This window comes from Aquabacterium sp., assembly GCF_035476535.1.
GTDB lineage: Bacteria > Pseudomonadota > Gammaproteobacteria > Burkholderiales > Burkholderiaceae_C > Pseudaquabacterium.
In genome coordinates, this window is the sequence record NZ_DATILJ010000128.1 from 1 (window position 1) to 21,404 (window position 21,404).

At 67.7% G+C, this 21,404-nt stretch carries 19 protein-coding genes and 2 riboswitches; of the genes, 12 read left to right on the forward strand and 7 right to left on the reverse strand.

What is annotated here, in order from left to right; all coding sequences use genetic code 11:
* Positions 1-425: type II toxin-antitoxin system RatA family toxin (locus VLK61_RS12960; protein WP_325421785.1), on the reverse strand; the 425-nt coding region annotated here is incomplete at its 3' end.
* A gap of 65 nt (positions 426-490) precedes the next feature.
* On the opposite strand from VLK61_RS12960, the gene smpB reads away from it, so the two are divergent.
* Positions 491-961 carry an SsrA-binding protein SmpB gene (gene smpB, locus VLK61_RS12965; RefSeq protein WP_325421786.1) on the forward strand — a complete coding sequence of 157 codons (471 nt, stop codon included), beginning with the start codon at positions 491-493 and terminating at the stop codon, positions 959-961.
* A 12-nt stretch (positions 962-973) separates the two neighbouring features.
* Here smpB and VLK61_RS12970 read toward each other — a convergent pair whose 3' ends face one another.
* Together VLK61_RS12970 and VLK61_RS12975 are read right to left on the reverse strand one after the other, a co-directional pair.
* Positions 974-1,759, reverse strand: coding sequence for an enoyl-CoA hydratase (locus tag VLK61_RS12970; protein WP_325421787.1), 786 nt, complete (start codon positions 1,757-1,759; stop codon positions 974-976).
* 16 nt (positions 1,760-1,775) lie between these two features.
* Positions 1,776-3,431, reverse strand: a complete 1,656-nt coding sequence (locus tag VLK61_RS12975) for an acyl-CoA synthetase (protein ID WP_325421788.1) — start codon at positions 3,429-3,431, stop codon at positions 1,776-1,778.
* A 185-nt stretch (positions 3,432-3,616) separates the two neighbouring features.
* Between VLK61_RS12975 and VLK61_RS12980 the strand changes: the two genes are divergently transcribed.
* The 5 genes from VLK61_RS12980 to VLK61_RS13000 are packed head-to-tail and all read left to right on the forward strand — an operon-like array spanning position 3,617 to position 8,304.
* A complete protein-coding gene (locus VLK61_RS12980; protein ID WP_325421790.1) occupies positions 3,617-4,429 on the forward strand; it encodes an ABC transporter ATP-binding protein in 813 nt (270 codons plus the stop codon).
* Positions 4,422-5,135 carry an ABC transporter ATP-binding protein gene (locus VLK61_RS12985; protein ID WP_325421792.1) on the forward strand — a complete coding sequence of 238 codons (714 nt, stop codon included), beginning with the start codon at positions 4,422-4,424 and terminating at the stop codon, positions 5,133-5,135. The genes VLK61_RS12980 and VLK61_RS12985 overlap by 8 nt, the downstream gene beginning before the upstream one ends.
* Positions 5,136-5,153: 18 nt before the next feature.
* On the forward strand, positions 5,154-6,026 hold the full coding sequence (locus VLK61_RS12990; protein ID WP_325421794.1) for a branched-chain amino acid ABC transporter permease: 873 nt from the start codon (positions 5,154-5,156) through the stop codon (positions 6,024-6,026).
* 7 nt (positions 6,027-6,033) lie between these two features.
* Positions 6,034-7,068 carry a branched-chain amino acid ABC transporter permease gene (locus VLK61_RS12995; protein WP_325421796.1) on the forward strand — a complete coding sequence of 345 codons (1,035 nt, stop codon included), beginning with the start codon at positions 6,034-6,036 and terminating at the stop codon, positions 7,066-7,068.
* A 27-nt stretch (positions 7,069-7,095) separates the two neighbouring features.
* A complete protein-coding gene (locus tag VLK61_RS13000) occupies positions 7,096-8,304 on the forward strand; it encodes an ABC transporter substrate-binding protein (RefSeq protein ID WP_414636809.1) in 1,209 nt (402 codons plus the stop codon).
* Between the two features lie 59 nt (positions 8,305-8,363).
* On the opposite strand, the gene VLK61_RS13005 is transcribed toward VLK61_RS13000, so the two are convergent.
* The 3 genes from VLK61_RS13005 to VLK61_RS13015 all read right to left on the reverse strand — a co-directional run bounded on the left by VLK61_RS13005 (position 8,364) and on the right by VLK61_RS13015 (position 11,558).
* Positions 8,364-8,846: an acyl-CoA thioesterase gene (locus VLK61_RS13005; protein ID WP_325421798.1), complete on the reverse strand. Its 483-nt coding sequence runs from the start codon at positions 8,844-8,846 to the stop codon at positions 8,364-8,366.
* Positions 8,847-8,896: 50 nt separating this feature from the next.
* A complete protein-coding gene (locus VLK61_RS13010) occupies positions 8,897-9,895 on the reverse strand; it encodes a tripartite tricarboxylate transporter substrate-binding protein (RefSeq protein WP_325421800.1) in 999 nt (332 codons plus the stop codon).
* Between the two features lie 97 nt (positions 9,896-9,992).
* On the reverse strand, positions 9,993-11,558 hold the full coding sequence (locus VLK61_RS13015) for a methyl-accepting chemotaxis protein (protein WP_325421802.1): 1,566 nt from the start codon (positions 11,556-11,558) through the stop codon (positions 9,993-9,995).
* A 138-nt stretch (positions 11,559-11,696) separates the two neighbouring features.
* Here VLK61_RS13015 and VLK61_RS13020 point away from each other — a divergent pair, with 138 nt between their 5' ends.
* On the forward strand, positions 11,697-12,980 hold the full coding sequence (locus tag VLK61_RS13020) for an O-acetylhomoserine aminocarboxypropyltransferase/cysteine synthase family protein (RefSeq protein ID WP_325421804.1): 1,284 nt from the start codon (positions 11,697-11,699) through the stop codon (positions 12,978-12,980).
* Positions 12,981-12,990: 10 nt separating this feature from the next.
* Here VLK61_RS13020 and VLK61_RS13025 read toward each other — a convergent pair whose 3' ends face one another.
* Positions 12,991-13,467 carry a CoA-binding protein gene (locus tag VLK61_RS13025; protein ID WP_325421806.1) on the reverse strand — a complete coding sequence of 159 codons (477 nt, stop codon included), beginning with the start codon at positions 13,465-13,467 and terminating at the stop codon, positions 12,991-12,993.
* A 100-nt stretch (positions 13,468-13,567) separates the two neighbouring features.
* Positions 13,568-13,659, forward strand: a riboswitch (glycine riboswitch).
* Positions 13,660-13,671: 12 nt separating this feature from the next.
* Positions 13,672-13,806, forward strand: a riboswitch (glycine riboswitch).
* A 43-nt stretch (positions 13,807-13,849) separates the two neighbouring features.
* Between VLK61_RS13025 and gcvT the strand changes: the two genes are divergently transcribed.
* From gcvT to VLK61_RS13050, 5 genes are all read left to right on the forward strand, one after another.
* Positions 13,850-14,962, forward strand: a complete 1,113-nt coding sequence (gcvT, locus tag VLK61_RS13030) for a glycine cleavage system aminomethyltransferase GcvT (protein WP_325421808.1) — start codon at positions 13,850-13,852, stop codon at positions 14,960-14,962.
* 41 nt (positions 14,963-15,003) lie between these two features.
* Positions 15,004-15,378 carry a glycine cleavage system protein GcvH gene (gene gcvH, locus VLK61_RS13035; RefSeq protein WP_325421810.1) on the forward strand — a complete coding sequence of 125 codons (375 nt, stop codon included), beginning with the start codon at positions 15,004-15,006 and terminating at the stop codon, positions 15,376-15,378.
* A gap of 54 nt (positions 15,379-15,432) precedes the next feature.
* Positions 15,433-18,324: an aminomethyl-transferring glycine dehydrogenase gene (gene gcvP, locus VLK61_RS13040; protein WP_325421812.1), complete on the forward strand. Its 2,892-nt coding sequence runs from the start codon at positions 15,433-15,435 to the stop codon at positions 18,322-18,324.
* Between the two features lie 7 nt (positions 18,325-18,331).
* Positions 18,332-19,723 carry an L-serine ammonia-lyase gene (locus tag VLK61_RS13045; RefSeq protein WP_325421814.1) on the forward strand — a complete coding sequence of 464 codons (1,392 nt, stop codon included), beginning with the start codon at positions 18,332-18,334 and terminating at the stop codon, positions 19,721-19,723.
* Positions 19,724-19,851: 128 nt separating this feature from the next.
* A complete protein-coding gene (locus VLK61_RS13050) occupies positions 19,852-21,396 on the forward strand; it encodes a methyl-accepting chemotaxis protein (RefSeq protein WP_325421816.1) in 1,545 nt (514 codons plus the stop codon).
* Positions 21,397-21,404: the final 8 nt, after the last annotated feature.

Consider the following 21,404-nt stretch of genomic DNA (forward strand, 5'->3'; position numbering starts at 1 on the left):
GCGCGGTGCACGAACGAATCGACAAACGTGTTGGCGATCTTGTCGAACACGGGGCTCAACACGGTTTCGAGCGCCACGTTGGCGAACGCGTAGCGCAGCTCGAACTCGATGCGGCAGGCCGGCATCGTGCCGGCGGCGCCGATCTGCACGAAGCGCCAATGGCCATCGAGCATCGAGAACGGACCGTCGACCAGCGTCATCACCACCGTCTGGTTGGCGGTGTGCTCGTTGCGCGTGGTGAACGCATGGCGCAGGCCGGCGTAGGCCAGGTGCAGCCGCGCTGTCATGCCGGTGTCGTCGTCGGCCAGCAGTTCGGCCCGCTCGCACCAGGGCAGAAAGCCCGGATAGGCGGCGACGTCGACCACCAGGTCATACATCTCGCGGGGCGAGTACCAGAGCAGAACCGACTTCTTCACTTGCTTCATACAATGCGTCGATTTTAGGGGCCGCTTGGTTTTCAACCGTGCGGCCCCATGTTCCTTTTGCCGACATGACCGCCCCGATCGCCGAAAACCGCCGCGCGCGCTACGACTACCACCTCGAAGAATTCTTCGAGGCCGGCATGGTGCTGGAAGGCTGGGAGATCAAGGCCATCCGCGCCGGCCAGGTGCAGCTGACCGATGGCTACGTGGTCATCCGTGATGGCGAGCTGTTCCTGATCGGCTGCCGCATCAACGCGCTGCGCTCGGCCTCCACGCATGTGCACCCCGAGGCCGACCGCACGAAGAAGCTGCTGATGCACAAGGCCGAGATCCGGCGCCTGATCGGCAAGATCGAGCAGAAAGGCTTCACGCTGGTCCCCGTGAACCTGCACTACAAGGGCGGCCGCGTGAAGGCCGATGTGGCGCTGGCCAAGGGCAAGGCGCAGCACGACAAGCGCGACACCGAGAAGAAGCGCGACTGGGAACGCGAGAAAGGCCGCCTGATGCGGCACAAGGTTTCGTCGCCCCGCGCCGAATAGCCTCGCGAGCCATCAGCCCCAATTCGGCGCGCGCTTGTCGATGAAGGCCTGCACGCCTTCCAGGGCCGTCTCGTCCATCATGTTGCAGGCCATGGTCTCGGCGGCCTCGGCATACGCACCCTCGATGCCCATCTCCAGCTGGCGGTAGAACAACTGCTTGCCCATCGCCAGCGCCACGCGGGGCTTGCTGACGATGCTGGCCACCAGCGCTTCGACTTCGGCATCCAGTTGTGCGGCGTCCACCACGCGGTTCACCAGGCCCTTGGCCAGCGCCTCGTCGGCCGAGATGAAGCCGCCGGTGACCAGCATCTCGAAGGCCGCCTTGCGCGACAGGTTGCGCGACAGCGCGACGCTCGGCGTCGAGCAGAACAGCCCGAGGTTGACGCCGCTGACCGCGAAGCGCGCCTCGCGTGCCGCCACCGCCAGGTCGCACATCGCCACCAGCTGGCAGCCTGCCGCCGTGGCAATGCCTTGCACGCGGGCGATCACCGGGATGTCCAGCTGCTGCAGCGCCAGCATCACGCGGCCGCATTGCGTGAACAGGCCTTCGTAATAACGCTGAGAAGGTGCGGCCCGCATCTCCTTCAGGTCATGGCCGGCGCAGAATGCGCGGCCGGATGCGGCCAGGACCAGCGCGCGCGCGCTGTTGTCGCGGGCGATCAGGCCCAGCTCGGTCTGCAGGGCCTCGAGCATGGCCTCGGACAAGGCGTTGAAGGCCTGCGGCCGGTTCATCGTCAAGCGAATGACGCCGCGTGCATCGGCGCTGCGCAGCAGCAGGGGATCTTCGGTGCTCAGCATGGGGGCCTCTCCTGGGCTAGGACGGGTCGATGGCGCTGGCGGACTTCGCCCGCTCGCGCAGCTGGAACTTCTGGATCTTGCCGGTGGATGTCTTGGGAATGTCCTCGAATCGGATCTCGCGCGGCAGCTTGTAGCCGGCCAGCAGTGTCTTGCAATGGGCGATCAGCGTCGCGGCATCGGTGCTGGCGCCAGGCTTCAGCTCGACATAGGCCAGCGGCGTTTCACCCCACTTGGCATCGGGCTTGGCCACCACGGCGCAGGCCATCACCGCCGGGTGCCGGTACAGCGCATCTTCCACCTCGATCGAGCTGATGTTCTCGCCGCCGGAGATGATGACGTCCTTGCTGCGGTCCTTGATCTTCACATAGCGGTCCGGCTCCATCACCGCCAGATCGCCGGTGTGGAACCAGCCACCGTCGAAGGCCTTCTGCGTCGCGGCCGGGTTCTTCAGGTAGCCCTTCATCACGATGTTGCCGCGGAACATGATCTCGCCCAGGGTCTGGCCGTCGGCCGGCACCTCGGCCAGCGTCTGCGGGTGCCGCACCGTCATGCCTTCCTGCAGCGGGTAGCGCACGCCCTGGCGGGCGTTCAGGCGCGTCTGCTCGGACAGGTCTTCGGCGGCCCAGGACGGCCGCTGCACCGCCACCGCGGCCGGGCCGTAGACCTCCGTCAAACCATAGACATGCGTGATGTGGATGCCGATGCGCGCCATGCCCTCGATCATCGCGGCCGGCGGCGCGGCTCCGGCGACCATGCCACGCACGGTTTGCGTGATGCCCGCGCGCACCGACTCCGGTGCGGCGAGCAGCAGGTTGTGCACGATGGGCGCGGCGCAGTAGTGGTCGGCACCGTGCTCGCGCATCGCGTCGAAGATTGCCTGGGCCTCCACACGGCGCAGGCAGATGTGGGTGCCGCCCTGCATCGCCACCGTCCACGGGAAGCACCAGCCATTGCAGTGGAACATCGGCAAGGTCCACAGGTAGCGCGGGAACTGCGGCAGCGTCCAGGTGGTGGCGTTGCACACCGCGTTCAGGTAGGCGCCGCGGTGATGCGTGACCACGCCTTTCGGATCGCCGGTGGTGCCGGAGGTGTAGCTCACCGCGATGGCGTCCCACTCATCGGCCGGTCCCGGCAACTGCGGCAGCGGTGCATGGGCGGCGAGCAGCGCTTCGTACTCGTGCTCGCCCAGGCGCTCGCCGGGGCCGGTGTATTCGCTGTCGGCGACATCGATCACCACCAGCGTGCGGCCGAAACGTTCACGCAACTCGCGCAGCGCGACCGCGATGAGCGGCGCGAATTCGCGGTCGGTGATCAGCACAGCCGCTTCGCAGTGGTTCATCTGCCAGGCCAGCAGCGAGGCATCGAGCCGGGTGTTCAGCGTGTTCAGCACCGCGTTCAGCGCCGGCACCGCGTAGTGCGCCTCCACCATTTCGGGCGTGTTCGGCAGCATCACGCTGACCGTGCTGCCGCGCGCCACACCCAGCGCCCGCAGCGCCGCCGCCAGGCGGGCCGAGCGCTCACGCGTCTGCGCCCAGCTGTAGCGGCGCGCACCATGCACCACCGCCGGCAGGTCGCCGAACACTTCGGCGCTGCGCTCGACAAAGCTCACTGGTGACAGCGCGACGAAGTTGGCTGCGGTGCGATCCAGCTGCTGGTCGTAGATGTTGCTCATGCAAGGACCTCCGGTACGGGAACAAGCCGCGCGCCAGGGCGCGTGCACCACGATTCCGCCTTGCGGAACTGTCTTGCTGGTGTCAACGATGTCAGGGCAAGCACGCGTTCCGCCAGGCGCACCTACCCCCTATAAACCGCGGACGGCGATGACCTCCCCGGTCATCCGCACGCAACAGGACGAGCATGGCAGTATCCCCAAACAAGCTGCTCAGTGTGCGCGACGTGACGGTGCGCTTCGGCGGCATTGTGGCGCTGGACGGCGTGAGCTTCGACGTCAGCGCCGGCCAGGTGTGTGGGCTGATCGGCCCGAACGGCGCCGGCAAGACCACGCTGTTCAACTGCCTGTCCCGCCTGTATGCCTACCAGGCTGGCGACATCCTCTTCGAAGGCCAGTCGATCACCGCGCTGCCGACGCACCGCATCGCGGCGCTCGGCCTGGGCCGCACCTTCCAGAACCTGGCGATGTTTCGCAGCTTGCCTGTCCGCGACAACATCATGATCGGCGCGCACGCCCGCTCGTTCGCCGGCTTCGTCGCCAGTGCATTGCGCCTGCCCAGCGTCAGCGCCGAAGAGCAGCGCCTGCGCGCGCGGGCCGACCAGATCATGGACTACCTCGGCCTGCTGAGCGTGGCCGACCGCCCCGCCGGCGACCTGCCCTTCGGCACGCAAAAGCGCGTGGAGATGGGCCGCGCGCTGGCCGCCGACCCCAAGCTGCTGCTGCTGGACGAACCCGCGGCCGGCCTGAACCACGAAGAGCTGGCCGACCTGGGCCGGCTGATCACCGACATCCGCAACCGGCTGAAGATCACCGTGCTGCTGGTGGAACACCACATGAGCCTGGTGATGGGCGTGTCGGACCACATCGTGGCGCTGAACTTCGGCAAGAAGATCGCCGAGGGCAGTCCGGCCGAGATCCAGCGCCACCCGGAAGTGATCGAGGCCTACCTCGGTGCCCAGGCCGCTGCCGATGCCGCCCAGGAAGCCGCCCATGTCTGATCTGCTCGAAGCGCGCAAGCTCAACGCCTTCTATGGCGCGACGCAGGTGCTGTTCGGCATCGACTTCTCGCTGGCGGCCGGCAGGATCACCGCCATCCTGGGTGCCAACGGGGCCGGCAAGACCACCACGCTGCGTGCCATCTGCCAGATGGTGCGCACCAGCGGCAGTGTCGAGTTCGACGGCGTGCAGCTGGTGGGCAAGGCCACCGAGTCGGTGGTGCGCATGGGCGTGGCCCATGTGCCGGACGGCCGCGGCACCTTCACCGCGCTGTCGGTCGAAGACAACCTGAAGCTCGGCGCCTATGTCCGGCGCGATCGCCACGAGGTGGCCCACGACATGGAGCGCGCCTACCAGCGCTTCCCGCGCCTGGGCCAGCGGCGGCACCAGCAGGCCGGCACGCTGTCAGGCGGTGAACAGCAGATGTTGGCCATCAGCCGCGCGCTGATGCTGCGGCCCAAGCTGCTGCTGCTGGACGAACCTTCGTTCGGGCTGGCGCCGCTGATCGTCGCCGACATCTTCGAGATCATGCGGCGCATCAATGCCGAAGACGGCGTCAGCATGCTGCTGGTCGAGCAGAACGCCAGCCTGGCGCTGGACCTGGCCCAGCATGCCTACCTGCTGGAAACCGGCACCGTGGCGTTGTCCGGCCCCGCCGACGACATCAAGCGCGACGAGACCGTGCGCCGCACTTACCTGGGCTATTGAGAAAGCGACACGCCATCGATGGACGCCTTCCTGCATCAGATCTTCTCGGGCTTGGCCAACGGTTGCATCTACGGCAGCGTCGCGCTGGCGCTGGTGATGATCTACCAGGCCACGCACCACATCAATTTCGCCCAGGGCGAGATGGCCACCTTCTCGACCTTCATCGCCTGGGCGCTGATCCAGAGCGGCTGGCCGTACTGGGCGGCGTTCATCACGACGGTGGCGATCAGCTTCGTCGGTGGCTTGGCGGTGCAGCGCATCATCCTGCGGCCGGTGGAAAAGGCGCCGGTGCTGACCAACGTGATCGTCTTCATCGGCCTGCTGGTGATCTTCAACTCGCTGGCCGGTTGGATCTTCGAGCACACCATCAAGGCCTTCCCGAGCCCGTTCGCGCAGAAGGGCCTGCTGGCGACCGACTGGTTCTCGGCCCATGAGGTCGGCTCGGCGCTGGTGATGCTGTGCGTGCTGGGCGCGCTGTACGCTTTCTTCCGCTACACGCCCGTGGGCCTGGCGATGCGGGCGGCGGCGCAGAACCCGGATTCGGCGCGGCTGGTGGGCATCCGCGTCAGCTGGATGCTGGCAGTGGGCTGGGGCCTGGCGGCGGCCATCGGCGCGGTGGCCGGCATGATGGTGGCGCCTGTCGTCTACCTGGATCCGAACATGATGAGCGGCATCCTGCTCTACGGCTTTGCCGCCGCGCTGCTGGGCGGCATCGACAACCCCGGCGGCGCGGTGCTGGGCGGCTTCATCGTCGGCGTGCTGGAGAACCTGCTCGGCGCCTACGTCATCGGCACCGAGTTGAAGCTCAGCGTCGCGCTGGTGCTGATCGTCAGCATTCTGACGCTCAAGCCCAACGGACTGTTCGGCAAGCACGTCGTGACCCGGGTCTGAGGCGGCGATGAACAACAAGACCACAAAGTACGTCCTCGCCGCGCTGGTGCTGGTGGCGCTGCTGGTCCTGCCCTTCCTGGTCAAGAACTACCGGGTGTTCCAGTTCAACCTGGTGCTGATCTACGCCATCGCGGTGCTGGGGCTGAATATCCTCACCGGCTTCAATGGCCAGATCTCGCTGGGCCACGGCGCGTTCTTCGCTGTGGGTGCCTATACGGCGGCGGTGCTGATGGACAAGCTCGGCATGCCCTACTGGGCCACCTTGCCGCTGGCCGGCGTGGTGTGTTTCGGTCTGGGCTTCCTAATGGGCTTTCCGGCACTGCGGCTCGGCGGCCACTACCTCGCGCTGGCCACCTTTGCGTTTGCGCTGGCGGTGCCGCAACTGCTGAAGTACAAGAAGATCGAAGGCCTCACCGGCGGCGTGCAAGGCATCGTGCTGAGCAAGCCCGAGCCGCCGTTCACGTTCCGCTTCCTCGACCAGCCCTTCAGTGCCGACCGCTGGCTCTATTTCTTCACGCTGGCGGTGGCCGTGGTGATGTTCCTTTTGGCCTGGAACCTGCTGCGCGGGCGCATCGGCCGGGCGCTGATCGCCATTCGCGACCACCCGATCGCCGCCACCGCGATGGGCGTGAACCTGCCGGTGTTCAAGTCCATGGCCTTCGGCATCTCGGCGGCCTTCACCGGCGTGGCCGGTGCGCTGGGCGGCATCTGCGTGGCTTTCGTGTCGCCGGACAGCTTCACGGTGTTCCTGTCCATCACCTTCCTGGTCGGCGTGGTGGTGGGCGGGCTGGCGTCGATTCCCGGCGCGATCTTTGGCGCGATCTTCATCCAATTCGTGCCGAACATCGCCGACGAAATTTCCAAGTCCGCGCCCTGGGCCATCTACGGCGCGGTGCTGATCGGCCTGATGTACCTGATGCCCACCGGCGTGATGGGCCTGCTCAAGACGCTGTGGGCGCGGCTGCGGCCACGCAGCGCCATGACTGCCGCCACCCCGGGGGTAAGGCCTGTCGTCCAAGACAGTCCGCCGCCCGTTCTGTAGTTCGATCCAACCGACAGGAGACAAACCATGCGCACCACCCGCCCCTGGAAATTGGCCGTGGCCAGCCTCGCCGGAAGCTTGATGCTCGCTCCGGCCCTGGCGCAGAAGAAGTACGACGCCGGTGCCACCGACAAGGACATCAAGATCGGCCACCTGAACCCCTACTCGGGACCGGCCTCGGCCTATGGCGCGATCGGCAAGGCCATCGGCGCCTACTTCGACAAGGTCAATGCCGACGGCGGCGTCAACGGCCGCAAGATCACCTTCATCACGCTCGACGACGGCTACAACCCGGCCAAGACGGTCGAGCAGGCGCGCAAGCTGGTCGAGGAAGACGAGGTCCTGCTGGTCTTCCAGACGCTGGGCACGCCCAGCAACACCGCGATCCACAAGTACATGAACACCAAAAAGGTGCCGCAGCTCTTCGTGGCCACAGGCGCCACCAAGTGGGGCGACCCGAAGAACTTTCCGTACACCATGGGCTGGCAGCCCAACTACCAGAGCGAAGCCAAGATCTACGCGCTGCACATCCTGGACACCAAGCCCAACGCCAAGATCGCCGTGCTCTACCAGAACGACGACTACGGCAAGGACTACCTGAAGGGCTTCGAGGACGGCCTGGGCGACAAGGCCAAGACCATGATCGTCTCGCGCGCCAGCTACGAGGTCACCGACCCCACGGTCGACAGCCAGATGCTGACGCTGAAGAACTCCGGCGCCGACACCTTCTTCAACATCACCACGCCGAAGTTCGCGGCCCAGGCCATCAAGAAGTCGGCGGAAATCGGCTGGAAGCCGGTGCACTACCTGAACAGCGTGTCCAGCGCGGTGGGCTCGGTGTTGACGCCGGCCGGGCTGGAAAATGCCGTCGGCATCTTCACGGCCAGCTATATCAAGGACCCGACGGACCCGCAGTTCCAGAAAGGCAAGGAATACGACGACTGGCTGGCCTGGATGCAGAAATACCACCCGAAGGGCGACCTGAAGGACAACTTCAACGTCTATGGCTACACGGTGGCGCAATCACTGGTGCAGGTGCTGAAGCAGGCCGGCGACAACCTGACGCGCGACAACGTGATGAAGCAGGCCGCCAGCCTGGACATCACGCTGCCGATGCTGCTGCCGGGGGTCAACATCAAGACCGGCCCGGACGACTTCTACCCGATCGAGCGTGAGCAGCTGGCCAAGTTCGACGGCAAGACCTGGGTGCTGTTCGGCAAGGTCTATGGGCGTTAGCCGCTGCTGACGGACATCGAGCCCGGTGCCAGGCCGCCGGGCTCACATTCCAGCGTAGATCAGGTCTCGAGCCGGATTGCCGCGAAGCGCTTTTCCAGTTCGATGCGCATTTCCTTGCGCACCTGCGCCGCGGCATGCCGGCGGCGTTCATCCGGCGTGGCCGGGATCAGCGGCGGCACGCTCACCGGCTTGCGATCATCATCGACGGCCACCATCGTGAAGAAGCAGCTGTTGACGTGCCGGGCCGCCTGGGTCCGGATGTCCTCGGCCAGCACCTTGATGCCGACCTCCATCGACGAACTGCCGGTGTAGTTCACGCTGGCCAGAAGCGTGACCAGTTCGCCCACGTGCACCGGCTGCCGGAAGGTCACCTGGTCGACGCTCAAGGTCACCACATAGCGCCCGGCGTAGCGGCTGGCGCAGGCATAGGCCGCCTGGTCCAGCAGTTTCAGCAGCGTGCCGCCGTGCACGTTGCCGGCGAAGTTGGCGGTGTCCGGTGTCATCAGCACCGTCATCGTCAGTTGGTGGGTGGGTCGTTCCATCGCTGCATTCTCGCGCTGCCCGGCTCAGGCGCCCAGCGCGCCGTCGTCGTTCATCGCTTGAGCTTCAGCAGACTGGCGACGACCGTGGCCACGCCTTGCTGCACCTGCACGAAGTTGTCGAAGTCCTTGCCGTACAGCACGGCGCCCAGCCAGTTGTTGTCCACCAGCGTCTGGCGCCACAGCGGCGTTTCGGTGGCCGCGACCACCAGCTTGCGCAAGGCGTCCTTCTGCACGGCGCTGATGCCGGCCGGCGCAAACACCGCGCGCCAGTTGGCCAGCTCGGTGTCCACGCCCTGCTCGCGCAGCGAGGCAATGCCGAACAGCCCCTTGCGCGACGACACTGCCAGCGGCACCAGGCTCTGGTCCTGGATGCCGGCCTTGAATTCGCTGTAGCCGGAAATCGCCACCTGGGCCTGGCCGGAGGCCAGCATCGCCACCGCTTCCTTGCCGCTGGCGGTGGGCAGGTACTTCATCGCGCCGGCATCCAGGCCCAGCACGCGCAGCACCATCGCCGCCAGCATGTGGTCCACGCCGCCGGCCGAACCGCCGGTGAAGCTGATGCTGGTGGCATCACGGCGCAGCACGCTCACCAACTCGGCCATGGTCTGCGGGCCCTTGCCGGGCGCGGCGCACAGCACCATCGTGTCGCTGGTCAGGCGGGCAATCGGCGTCAGCTGCTGGATGGCCTCGGCGGTCTGGTTCAGCGCCAACGCACCGATCATCACGAAGCCGCTGACGAACAGCGCGTCCGGCCGTTTGGCAAATCGCGGCACGAAGTCGGCCAGGCCCAGCGTGCCGCCCTTGCCACCCTTGTTCTCGTAGGTGATGTCATTGGCGAGCGCGGCCGCCTGCATCGCCGCGCCCAGCCCGCGACCGGTCTGGTCCCAGCCGCCGCCGACGCCGGCGGGAATGTAGATGTCGAGCTTGCGGAACAGCGGACCGCGCGCGGCCGGCTTCACGGCTTGCGCCGCCGCAGGGGTCAGCAGGCCGAGGCCTGTGTTCAGGCTGGTGGCGGCAAGCGCCGAAACCCATGTACGTCTGCTCAGCATGTCTTATCTCCCGAGGACTTGGGCGCTGCGATGGTCACCATCGCAGCTGTCAGTTGGCTGTCGGTCCGCCAGGGGAAACCAGCGGCTGCACATGATTTCAGGCCGGTGCGCCTTCAGCGATGCGGAAAACGTGAACCATGTCCGCCAGCTCGCGCGCGCGGCCGCTCATCGCATGCGCTGCGGCGCTGGACTCTTCGACCAGCGCCGCGTTCTGCTGCGTCACGTCGTCCAGCTGGGTCACGGCGTTGTTGACTTCGCCCAGGCCGTCGCGCTGCTGCGCGGTGGACGCGGTGATCTGGTGCATCGTGTCGTTGACGCGGGCGATCGAGCTGACGATCTCGTTCATCGTGGTGCCCGCGGCCTCGACCAGCTTGGCGCCGGATTCGACGCTGGTGAGCGAGGCACCGATCAGCGACTTGATCTCGCGCGCCGCCTTGGCACTGCTTTGCGCCAGCGAGCGCACCTCGCCGGCCACCACCGCGAAGCCACGGCCCTGCTCGCCGGCCCGTGCGGCTTCGACTGCGGCGTTCAGCGCCAGGATGTTGGTCTGGAACGAGATGCCGTCGATCACGCCGATGATGGTGGAGATCTGCCGCGACGTGGCGGCGATCTGGTTCATGTTGCTGACCACGTCGGCAACCACGCGGCCCCCGCGCTGCGCCGCGTCGGTGGCGCCACGCGCCAGCTGGTCGGCGGCATGCGCGGCGTCGGCCGACTGCTGCACCTTGGCGGTCAGCTCGGCCATCGCGCCGGCGGTTCGCTGCAGCCAGGCCGCGGCGCGCTCGGTGCGGTCGGACAAATCCTGGCTGCCGCTGGCGATCTCCAGCGAGGCCGAGGCCACGCCATCGGTGGTGTGCCGCACGTTGCCGACCAGCGAAGACAGCGCATTCGACATCTCGCGCAACGACTGCTGCAGGTCGCCGAACTCGTCGCCGCGATCGACCCCGATCGGTGTCGTGAGATCCCCGCTGGCGATGCGCCGCGCGGCGGCCACCGCCTGGCCCAGCGGCCGGTGGATCGAGCGGATCAAGGCCCGCGCGCCCAGCGCAATGGCCGCCAGCAGCACGGCCAGGCCGATGCCGGTGGCCTTGAGCACCGCGTCGCGCTCGGTGGCAAAACGCTGCGTCAGCTGCTGCGAATCGGCCTGCTGCAACGCGGCATAGGCCTGCACGGATTTGAGGTAGGCCTGGGCGGCCGGGTTGAAGCGCTTGTCGAACTCCACCTTGGCCATCTGCATGTCGCCGGCCTCGGCAAAGCGCATGGCCTCGGCCTGCGCGGCGGCCAGGACGCTGCGCTCCTTGTCCAGCTGGGCGATCAGGGTCTTCTCGGCCTCGCCTTGGGGCATGCGGCCGATGGCGTCACGGATCTTGTCGATGCGGGCAAAGGAGCTGGCGATCGGCCCCTTGAAGGCCTCGATCAGCTCCGGGTTGTAGCCCAGCGTCGAGCCGGTCATGCGCGCCACGTTGGTGTCGGTCAGGCTGGCCCATTCGGTGGCGCCGCGCACCTTGGCATCGCTGACGCCGAGTTCCGCAGCGCTGCGCTGCTGCACATCGGTCACCCGCCAGCCGGCCAGGCCGAACAGCGTGGCCAGCGCCAGCATCAGCAAGCCAACAGCGCACCACAGGCGGGCCCCCAGGCTCAAGGTGGATGACAGCTTCTTCATGGGGTGACTCCGTGATGCGCCCCCGTGTTATCGGCAGCTCGGCCCCGCACCCAAGCCGCTGCAACGGCGGGCGACCGTGCACTTGCGCACACGGTCTGCGTCGAGAATGCGGCGTCGCCCCCCTCGGAGACGCGCCAGATGCCTGACCACACCTTCCGGCCGGAAACCCTGGCCATCCATGCCGGCCAGATCCCCGATGCCGCCACCGGTGCGCGTGCGCTGCCGATCTACCAGACCACCAGCTTCGTCTTCGACAGCGCCGAACACGCGGCCAGCCTGTTCAACCTGCAGACCTTCGGCAACGTCTATTCGCGCCTGTCCAACCCGACGGTGGCGGCGCTGGAGGAGCGTGTCGCGGCGCTGGAAGGCGGCCGCGCTGCCGTCGCCTGTGCCAGCGGCATGGCCGCCGAAGCGATGGCGCTGATGACCGTGCTGCAGGCGGGAGACCACGTGGTGGCGGCCGGCGCGCTGTACGGCGGCAGCGTGACCATGCTGGCGGTGAACCTGCGCAAGTTCGGCATTGAGACGACGTTCGTCGAGGCCACCAACCCGGAGGCTTTCGCCGCGGCGATCCGCCCCACCACCCGCGTGCTGTTCGCCGAGAGCCTGGGCAACCCGAGCCTGGTGGTGCTGGACATCGCCGCGGTGGCCGCCGTCGCCCATGCCCACGGCCTGCCGCTGGTGATCGACAACACCGTGCCCAGCCCCTTCCTGTGCAACCCGTTCGCCTTCGGCGCCGATGTGGTGGTGCACAGCGCCACGAAGTACCTGGCGGGCCACGGCACGACGCTGGGCGGCGTGATCGTCGAAAGTGGCAAGTTCTCCTGGGACAACGGCAAGTTCCCGGGCATGACCGAGCCCTCGCCCGGCTACCACGGCGTGCGCTGGTACGAGACCTTCGGCGACTTCGGCTTCACGATGCGCTGCCGCATGGAAGGCCTGCGCGTCTTCGGCGCGGCGCTGTCACCGACCAGCGCCTGGCAGATCCTGCAAGGTGTCGAAACGCTGCCGCTGCGCATGGAACGGCACTGCAGCAATGCGCTGGCGGTGGCGAGCTACCTGCGCGACGACCCGCGCGTCAGCTGGGTCAACTACCCCGGCCTGGCCGATCACCCGCAACACGCATTGATGATGCGGCAGATGCGCGGTGCCTCGGGCCTGCTGTGCTTCGGCGTGCGCGGCGGGGCCGAGGCCGGCGTCAAGTTCATCGAGAGCGCGCAGTTCATGAGCCACCTGGTCAACATCGGCGATACGCGCACGCTGATCAGCCACCCGGCCAGCACCACGCACCGCCAGTTGGACGCCGCGCAGCAACTGGCGGCCGGCGTGCTGCCGGACATGGTGCGCATCTCCGTCGGGCTGGAGCACATCGACGACATCCTGTGGGACATCGATCAGGCGCTGGCGCAGGCCTGCGCCTGAGCGAATGGCCTCAGGCCGCCCGGCGCGCCGAGATCACGCCGGTGTTGACGCCGGCCCAATGCAGCCCGCCGAACAGGCGTGCATGTTCGATCTTCACGCAGCGGTTCATGACCACGTCGAGCCCGGCGGCACGGGCTCTGGCGGCTGCATCGACGTTGATCACGCCGATCTGCTGCCACAGGCAGCGGGCCGTCAGCGCTATGGCGCTGTCGGCGATCGGCCCGACGTCTTCGGTGCGGCGGAACACGTCGACCAGGTCGATCGGTCCATCAATGTCTTCCAGCCGCGCGACGCACGGTTCACCCAGAATGCTGCCGCCGGCGTAGCGCGGGTTCACCGGCAGGATGCGGTAGCCATGCTGCTGCATGTACTTGGCGGCGAAAAAGCTCGGCCGGTGCCATTCGGCCGACAGGCCGACCACCGCGATCGTGCGCGTCTGCCGCAGGATGCGGCGCAGCTCGGCGGCTCCAGGTGCTTCAGGGGTCATGGTCTAACGCGCGGCGGATGAAGACGCCGATCATCGCCCCGGCCAAGGCCGCCGCGCGGCCGTGATTGTTCTAGCCCCTGGGCGCAAACCTTGGATTACACTGCCCCGGTCAGGAGAGAGCTTCACCCGAAGCCGCCGAAGGCGCAGAGGCTGCCACCTCGAACGCTCAGGCAAAAGGACTGGCAAACGCTTTGCTTCCACAGAGCGTTCCTCACTGGAGAGAGGCGGGTTATTCCTGAGGTCGTTCCTCGAGGATGGAGCCCGCCCACCGAAGGGGCAAGTGGCGCCGGTATCCCCGGCACCGCCAATCTCTCAGGTAAAGCGGACAGCGAGGGCAGCCCCCACCTCCGGGTGGGCGCCATATTGCCCTCGGAGAGCTGTCATGACCACCGACCTGCTGAAGACCCCGCTGCACGACCTGCACCTCGACCTCGGCGCCAAGATGATGCCCTTCGCCGGCTACGACATGCCGGTGAACTACCCCGGCGGCATCCTTGCCGAGCACCGGCACTGCCGCGATTTCGCCGCGCTGTTCGATGTCTCGCACATGGGCCAGATCCAACTGCGCGGCAGTGATGCCGCGAAGGCGCTGGAATCGCTGGTGCCGGTGGATGTGGTCGACTTGGCGCTGAACAAGCAGCGCTACGCCTTCTTCACCAACACCCACGGCGGGCTGCTCGATGACCTGATGATCACGCGGCGTGCCGACCACCTGTTCCTGATCGTCAATGCCGCCTGCAAGGCCGCCGACATTCGGCACCTGGTCACGCACATCGGCCACCGCTGCACCGTCGTGCCCTTGCCCGAGCGGGCCTTGCTGGCGCTGCAGGGGCCGCTGGCGGTGAAAGCCCTGTCGCGATTGAACGCCGACGTGGCCGGCCTGAGCTTCATGACCGGTGGCGACTTCGTGCTGGACGGCGCTGAATGCTTCGTCACCCGCTCGGGCTACACCGGGGAAGACGGCTTCGAGATCTCGGTGCCCGCCACCCATGCCGTGGCGCTGGCGCGTGCACTGCTGGCCAAGCCCGATGTCAAGCCGGCCGGCCTGGGCGCGCGCGACACGCTGCGCCTGGAAGCCGGGCTGTGCCTCTATGGCCACGACATCAACGAAACCACCACGCCGGTGGAAGCCGGCCTGAGCTGGGCCATCCAGAAAGTGCGGCGCCCCGGCGGCGCGCGCGCCGGCGGCTATCCCGGCGCCAGTGCCATCGAAGCGCAGCTGGCCAGCGGCGTGACGATCAAGCGGGTCGGCCTGGTCGGCCTGGAGCGCGTGCCGGTGCGCGAAGGCGCGACGATCTTCGATGCCAAGGGCCACAAGCTAGGCCACGTCACCAGCGGCACGCTGGGCCCCACGGTGTTCGAGCCCGTCGCGATGGCCTACCTGGCCGCCAACCATGGCATCGCCCACCACGAGGTGTACGCCGAAGTGCGCGGCAAGCGCCTGCCGATGCGTGTGGCGCCCATGCCCTTCACGCCGCACCGCTACCACCGCTGAAGCTTTTTTTCTGCCCCCACCGTCGAACCGAGGAACCGCCGATGACCACCATGTTCACCCCCGATCACGAATGGATCAACATCGAAGACCATGAAGCCGCCGTCGTCGGCATCACGCTGCACGCGCAGGACGCGCTGGGCGACGTGGTCTTCGTCGATCTGCCCGAGGTCGGCCGCACCTACAAGAAAGGGGACATCGCCGGTGTCGTCGAATCGGTGAAGGCCGCGGCGGACCTCTACATGCCGGTGACCGGCGAAGTCGTCGAGGTCAACGAAGAGTTGCGCGCCGACCCCGCGCTGGCCAACAGGGACCCGATGGGCAATGGCTGGTTTTTCAAGGTGCATGTGACCCACATGGGCGAATTCGACCAGCTGATGGACCCGCCCGCCTACGACGCGCTGCTGAAGACGCTCTGAACGCCCGCACCCGCCTTCACTGCCTGCCGCCCCGCACCTGCCCGACTGCTTCACATGCTTCAGAACGCCCGCCCGCCGCTTGCCGAACTCGAAAACCCCGGTGAGTTCATTGCCCGCCACATCGGCCCCGATGCCGCCGACGAGCAGTTGATGCTGTCGGTGATCGGCGCTGCCTCGCGCCGGGCACTGATCGAAGCCATCGTGCCCGGCAGCATCCGCCGCGCCACTGCGATGGCCTTGCCCCCGGCCTTGTCGGAAGCGCAGGCGCTGGCCGAGCTGAAGCGCATCGCCGGCAAGAACCAGGTGCTGCGAAGCTTCATCGGCCAGGGCTACCATGGCACGCTCACACCCGGCGTTATCCTGCGCAACGTGCTCGAGAACCCGGCCTGGTACACCGCGTACACGCCCTACCAGGCGGAGATCTCGCAGGGCCGCATGGAAGCGCTGGTCAATTTCCAGACCCTGGTCTGCGACCTGAGCGGCATGGCCATTGCCAACGCCTCGATGCTCGACGAAGCCACCGCCGCTGCCGAGGCGATGACCTTGGCGATGCGCGTGGGCCGCAGCAAGAGCCAGCGCTTCTTCGTCGCCGACGATGTGCTGCCGCAAACGCTGGATGTGGTGCGCACGCGGGCCAAACCGCTGGGCATCGAGGTGGTGGTCGGCCCCGCCGCCGCGGCCGGCGACGCGGCCTGCTTCGCGGCGCTGTTCCAGTACCCCGGCGTCAGCGGCCGCGTGCACGCGCTGAAGCCTTTGTGCGATGCGGTGCATGCCCACGGCGGGTTGGCCATCGTCGCCGCCGACCTGCTGGCCTTGACCTTGCTGGCCTCGCCCGGCGAACAGGGGGCCGACATCGCCTTGGGCAACACCCAGCGCTTCGGCATGCCCATGGGCGCGGGCGGGCCGCATGCGGCGTATCTCGCCACACGCGACGAATTCAAGCGCTCGCTGCCCGGACGGCTGGTCGGCGTCAGCGTCGACGTGCATGGCGCCCCGGCCTACCGCCTGGCGCTACAGACGCGTGAACAGCACATCCGCCGTGAGAAAGCCACATCCAACATCTGCACCGCCCAGGTGCTGCCTGCCGTGGTGGCCAGCATGTACGCGGTCTACCACGGCCCCGAGGGCTTGAAGCGCATTGCGCGCCGCATCGCCAGCTACACGGCCGTGCTGGCCGCCGGCCTGCAGCAGTTGGGCCTGGGCTGCGTGCACGACAGCGCTTTCGACACACTGGAAGTCCGCACCGGCGACCACACCAACACCCTGCTGCAGGCCGCGCGCAGTGCCGGCATGAACCTGCGCCGCGCCAGCGCCATCAGCTTGGGCATCACACTGGACGAGACCACGACGCGCGCCGACCTGCTGGCCTTGTGGCAGGTCTTCGCCAACGGTCACCCGTTGCCCGATATCGCGCGCTTCGAAGCCGGCATCGACACCCTGCTGCCGCCCGAGCTGCTGCGCCGCAGCGATTTCCTGACCCACCCGGTGTTCAACGCCCACCACAGCGAGACCGAGATGCTGCGCTACATCCGCAGCCTGTCGGACAAGGACCTGGCGCTGGACCGCTCGATGATCCCGCTGGGCTCCTGCACGATGAAGCTGAACGCGACCAGCGAGATGATCCCGATCACCTGGCCCGAGTTCGCGCAGGTGCACCCCTATGCGCCGGCCGAGCAATTGGCGGGTTATGCCGAACTCAACGATCAGCTCTGTGCCTGGCTGGCCCAGGCCACCGGCTACGCCGGCATCAGCCTGCAACCGAATGCCGGCTCGCAGGGTGAATACGCCGGGCTGCTGGCCATCCGCGCCTGGCATGCGTCGCGCGGCGACAGCCACCGCAACATCTGCCTGATCCCTGAATCGGCCCACGGCACCAACCCGGCCAGCGCGCAGATGACCGGGCTGCAGGTGGTGGTGGTCAAGTGCGACGCCCAAGGCAGCGTGGACCTGGCCGATCTGGAGGCCAAGTGCGTGCAGCATGCGGCGAACCTGGCCGCGGTGATGATCACCTACCCGTCGACCTACGGCGTGTTCGAGGCCGGCGTGAAGGACTTGTGCGCCCTGGTGCACCGGCATGGCGGCCGCGTGTACGTGGACGGCGCGAACATGAATGCGCTGGTCGGCGTGGCCGCGCCGGGTGAGTTCGGCGGTGACGTCAGCCATCTCAACCTGCACAAGACCTTCTGCATCCCGCATGGCGGCGGCGGCCCGGGTGTCGGCCCGGTGTGCGTCGTCGAGGACCTGCTGCCCTTCCTGCCGGCCTTGCCCGGCAGCGGTGCCGAGGCAGCGGTCGGCGCCGTCTCGGCCGCGCCGCTGGGCAATGCAGCCGTGCTGCCGATCAGCTGGATGTACGTGCGCATGATGGGTGCCGAGGGCCTGCAGACTGCCACCGAAACGGCCATCCTGTCGGCCAACTATGTGGCGGCGCGCCTGGCCGACCACTACGACATCCACTACAGCGGCGAAGTCCCCGGCATCAAGGGCGGCGGCGTTGCCCATGAATGCATCCTGGACCTGCGGCCCTTGAAGGACACCAGCGGCGTCAGCGCCGAGGACGTGGCCAAGCGCCTGATCGACTACGGCTTCCACGCCCCGACGCTGAGCTTCCCGGTGGCCGGCACGCTGATGGTCGAGCCCACCGAGAGTGAACCGCGCATCGAGCTCGACCGCTTCTGCGACGCGATGATCGCCATCCGCGACGAAATCCGCCGCATCGAAGCCGGCACTTGGCCGCAGGACGACAACCCGCTGCGCAACGCGCCGCACACGGTCGAGGCCCTGCTGAAGCCCGACTGGCCGCATGCCTACAGCCGCGAAGACGCCGCCTACCCGCTGCCGGCGCTGCGCCGCGCGAAGTACTGGTCGCCGGTGGGCCGAGTTGATAACGTGTATGGTGACCGGAACCTGTTTTGCAGCTGCGTGCCCTTGAGCGCGTACGAGGAGTAAGCAATCCATGGCCGTCTCCGTCTTCGACCTGTTCAAGATCGGCATCGGCCCCAGCAGCTCCCATACCGTCGGGCCGATGCGCGCGGCGCGGCTGTTCATGCTGCGCCTGGCCCACGACGGCCTGCTGGACGACCTGATGCGGCTGCAATGCGACCTGTACGGCTCACTCGGCGCCACCGGCAAGGGCCATGGCAGCGACAAGGCCGTGCTGCTGGGCCTGATGGGGCATGAGCCGGACACGGTGGATGTCGAGCAGATCCCGGCGCTGCTGGCCACCGTGCGCGAGCACCAGTCGCTGAGCCTGGCCGATGGCCTTCAGCTGGCCTTCAACGAAGCCACCGACCTGGTGTTCCACCGCCGCGAGAGCCTGCCCTTCCATGCCAACGGCATGCGCTTCCAGGCCTTCGACGGCGCCGGCGCCGAGTTGGCCAACCGCGTGTACTACTCGGTGGGCGGCGGCTTCGTCGTCAGCGAGGAAGTGGCCACCGATGGCAGCCGCCAGAAGGTGGTGGCGCCCGACACCACCGTGCTGCCGCACCCCTTCCACAGCGGCGACCAGCTGCTGCTGCTGGCGAAACAACAAGCCTGCAGCATTGCCGAGCTGATGCGCCGCAATGAACGCCACTGGCGCAGCGATGAAGAGATCGACGCCGGTCTGCTGCGCATCTGGCGCACGATGCAGGACTGCGTGGCGCGTGGCTGCCGCACCGAGGGCGTACTGCCCGGCGGCTTCAAGGTCAAGCGCCGCGCGCCGGGGCTGTACCACTCGCTGACCAGCAACCCGGAGGCCGCCCTGCGCGACCCGCTGCAGGTGCTGGACTGGGTCAACCTGTACGCGCTGGCGGTGAACGAAGAAAACGCCGCCGGCGGCCGCGTCGTCACCGCGCCGACCAACGGGGCGGCCGGCATCATCCCGGCGGTGCTGCACTACTACGCGCGCTTCGTGCATGGCTGCACCGAAAAGGGCGTCGTCGACTTCCTGCTCACCGCCGCCGCGATCGGCCTGCTCTACAAGGAAAACGCCTCGATCTCCGGCGCCGAGGTGGGCTGCCAGGGCGAGGTGGGCGTCGCCTGCTCGATGGCCGCCGGTGCGCTGTGCGCGGTGCTCGGCGGCACGCCGGAGCAGGTGGAAAACGCCGCCGAGATCGGCATGGAGCACCACCTGGGGCTGACCTGCGACCCGGTCGGCGGCCTGGTGCAGATCCCCTGCATCGAGCGCAACGCCATCGCTTCGGTGAAGGCGATCAATGCCGCGCGCATGGCGCTGCGCGGTGATGGCACGCATTTCGTCAGCCTGGACAAGGTGATCAAGACGATGCGCGAAACCGGCGCCGACATGATGACCAAGTACAAGGAAACCGCCCGTGGCGGCCTGGCGGTGAACATCGTCGAGTGCTGACGACACCGAAATTGGTCCAGTTCGCCGCGGCTTTTCCCGGGATCACCGACACGACAGTGCACTGAAGATGTGCGGGCTGCCACTCCGCCCCGGATTGGCGGATCGAACACGGTCTGAGGAGCACTTCGATGTCGGGTTTGCTGTTCCATCCGCTTGCCGCCGCAGCGCAGCTGATGCATCGCCTGCGCTGGCCGGCCAAGCTGGCCACGGTCGGCCTGCCGATGGTGGCTTCTCAAGGCTTGACGCTGGCCGCCGCGCTGGGCTGGACGGCGCCTGCCAGCCTGCCCTGGGTGCTGGGCACCGGCCTGGGCCTGTTCTCGCTCGGCAGCTTCTTGGCACTGGCGCTGCATGCCAGCGTGAGCAGCAGCCTGCACAGCCTGAAGCAGGGCGTGAAGGCCGTCAGCGGCGGCGACCTGTCGCACAAGATCGAACTGCCCGGCAGCGACGAACTGGCCGAGATTGGCGCGCTGGTCGAAGGCATGAACATGCGCCTGTCCTCGCTGGTGGCGGAAATCCGCAGCAGCGCGGTGCGCGTGGGCATGTCCGGCCAGCAGGTAGCGGCCAGCAGCGAATCGCTGGCGCAGCGCACCGAGCAGCAGGCCGCCAGCCTTCGCCAGACCGTGGAAACCGTGCAGCAGCTGACCGAGACCGTCACCGCCAATGCCGCGGCGGCCAGCCAGCTCGACCACTTGACCGACAAGCTGAAGACCGAGGCCGAACAAGGCGGCAGCGCGATGCGCGTTTCGGTCGAAGCCATGGCCGGGCTGGAGGAGAGCTCGCGTCGCGTGGGTGAAATCATCGGCGTGATCGACGGCATCGCGTTCCAGACCAACATCCTGGCGCTGAACGCCGCGGTCGAAGCCGCACGGGCCGGCGAGGCCGGCCGCGGCTTTGCCGTCGTCGCGGCCGAGGTCCGCCAACTGGCCCAGCGCTCCAGCGGCGCCGCCAGCGAAATCCGCCAGCTCATCGCCCGCTCCGGCGAGCAGGTGGACAGCTCGGTGCGCCAGACCCGCGCCGTCGAGCACGTGCTGGCATCGCTGGTGGGCGGCGTGCGCACGGTGTCGCAGTCGCTGCGCCAGATTGCCGACGCCAGCGCGCGCCAGAGCGGTGAATTGACGCAGGTGTCGCAAAGCGTCGGCCAGCTCGACGAGATCACGCGGCAGAACGCCGAGATGGTCGAGCAATCCGCCGAAGCCTCGCAAGACCTGGTGGGCCGGGCCAGGACCCTGTCCAGCGCGGTGGCGTCGATCCGCCTGCGCCAGGGCAGCGCCGACGAGGCCAAGTCACTGGTCGAACGTGCGGTGAACCTGATCAAGTCCCGCGGCCTCAGCGCTGCCGCGCAGGCCTTCCATGCCCAGGATGGCGGCTTCCTCGACCGCGACCTCTACATCTTCGTGGTTGATCGCCGGGGCGCCTACCGCGTGCACGGCGCCAAGCCGGCGATGGAAGGCAAGCGCGTGCATGAAGTGCCCGGCATCGACGGCGACTGTTTCGTGCACGACGCCTGGGCCGCCGCGCCCGGCGCCGGCGGCTGGATCGAGTACGACATCGTGAACCCCGCATCCGGCGCGGTGATGCCCAAGGCTTCCTTCGTCGTGCAGCTGGACAAGGACCAGCTGATCGGCTGTGGCGTCTACCGCCAGACCGGCCAGGCCGCCTTCGCGACGGCCTGAGGCACCCG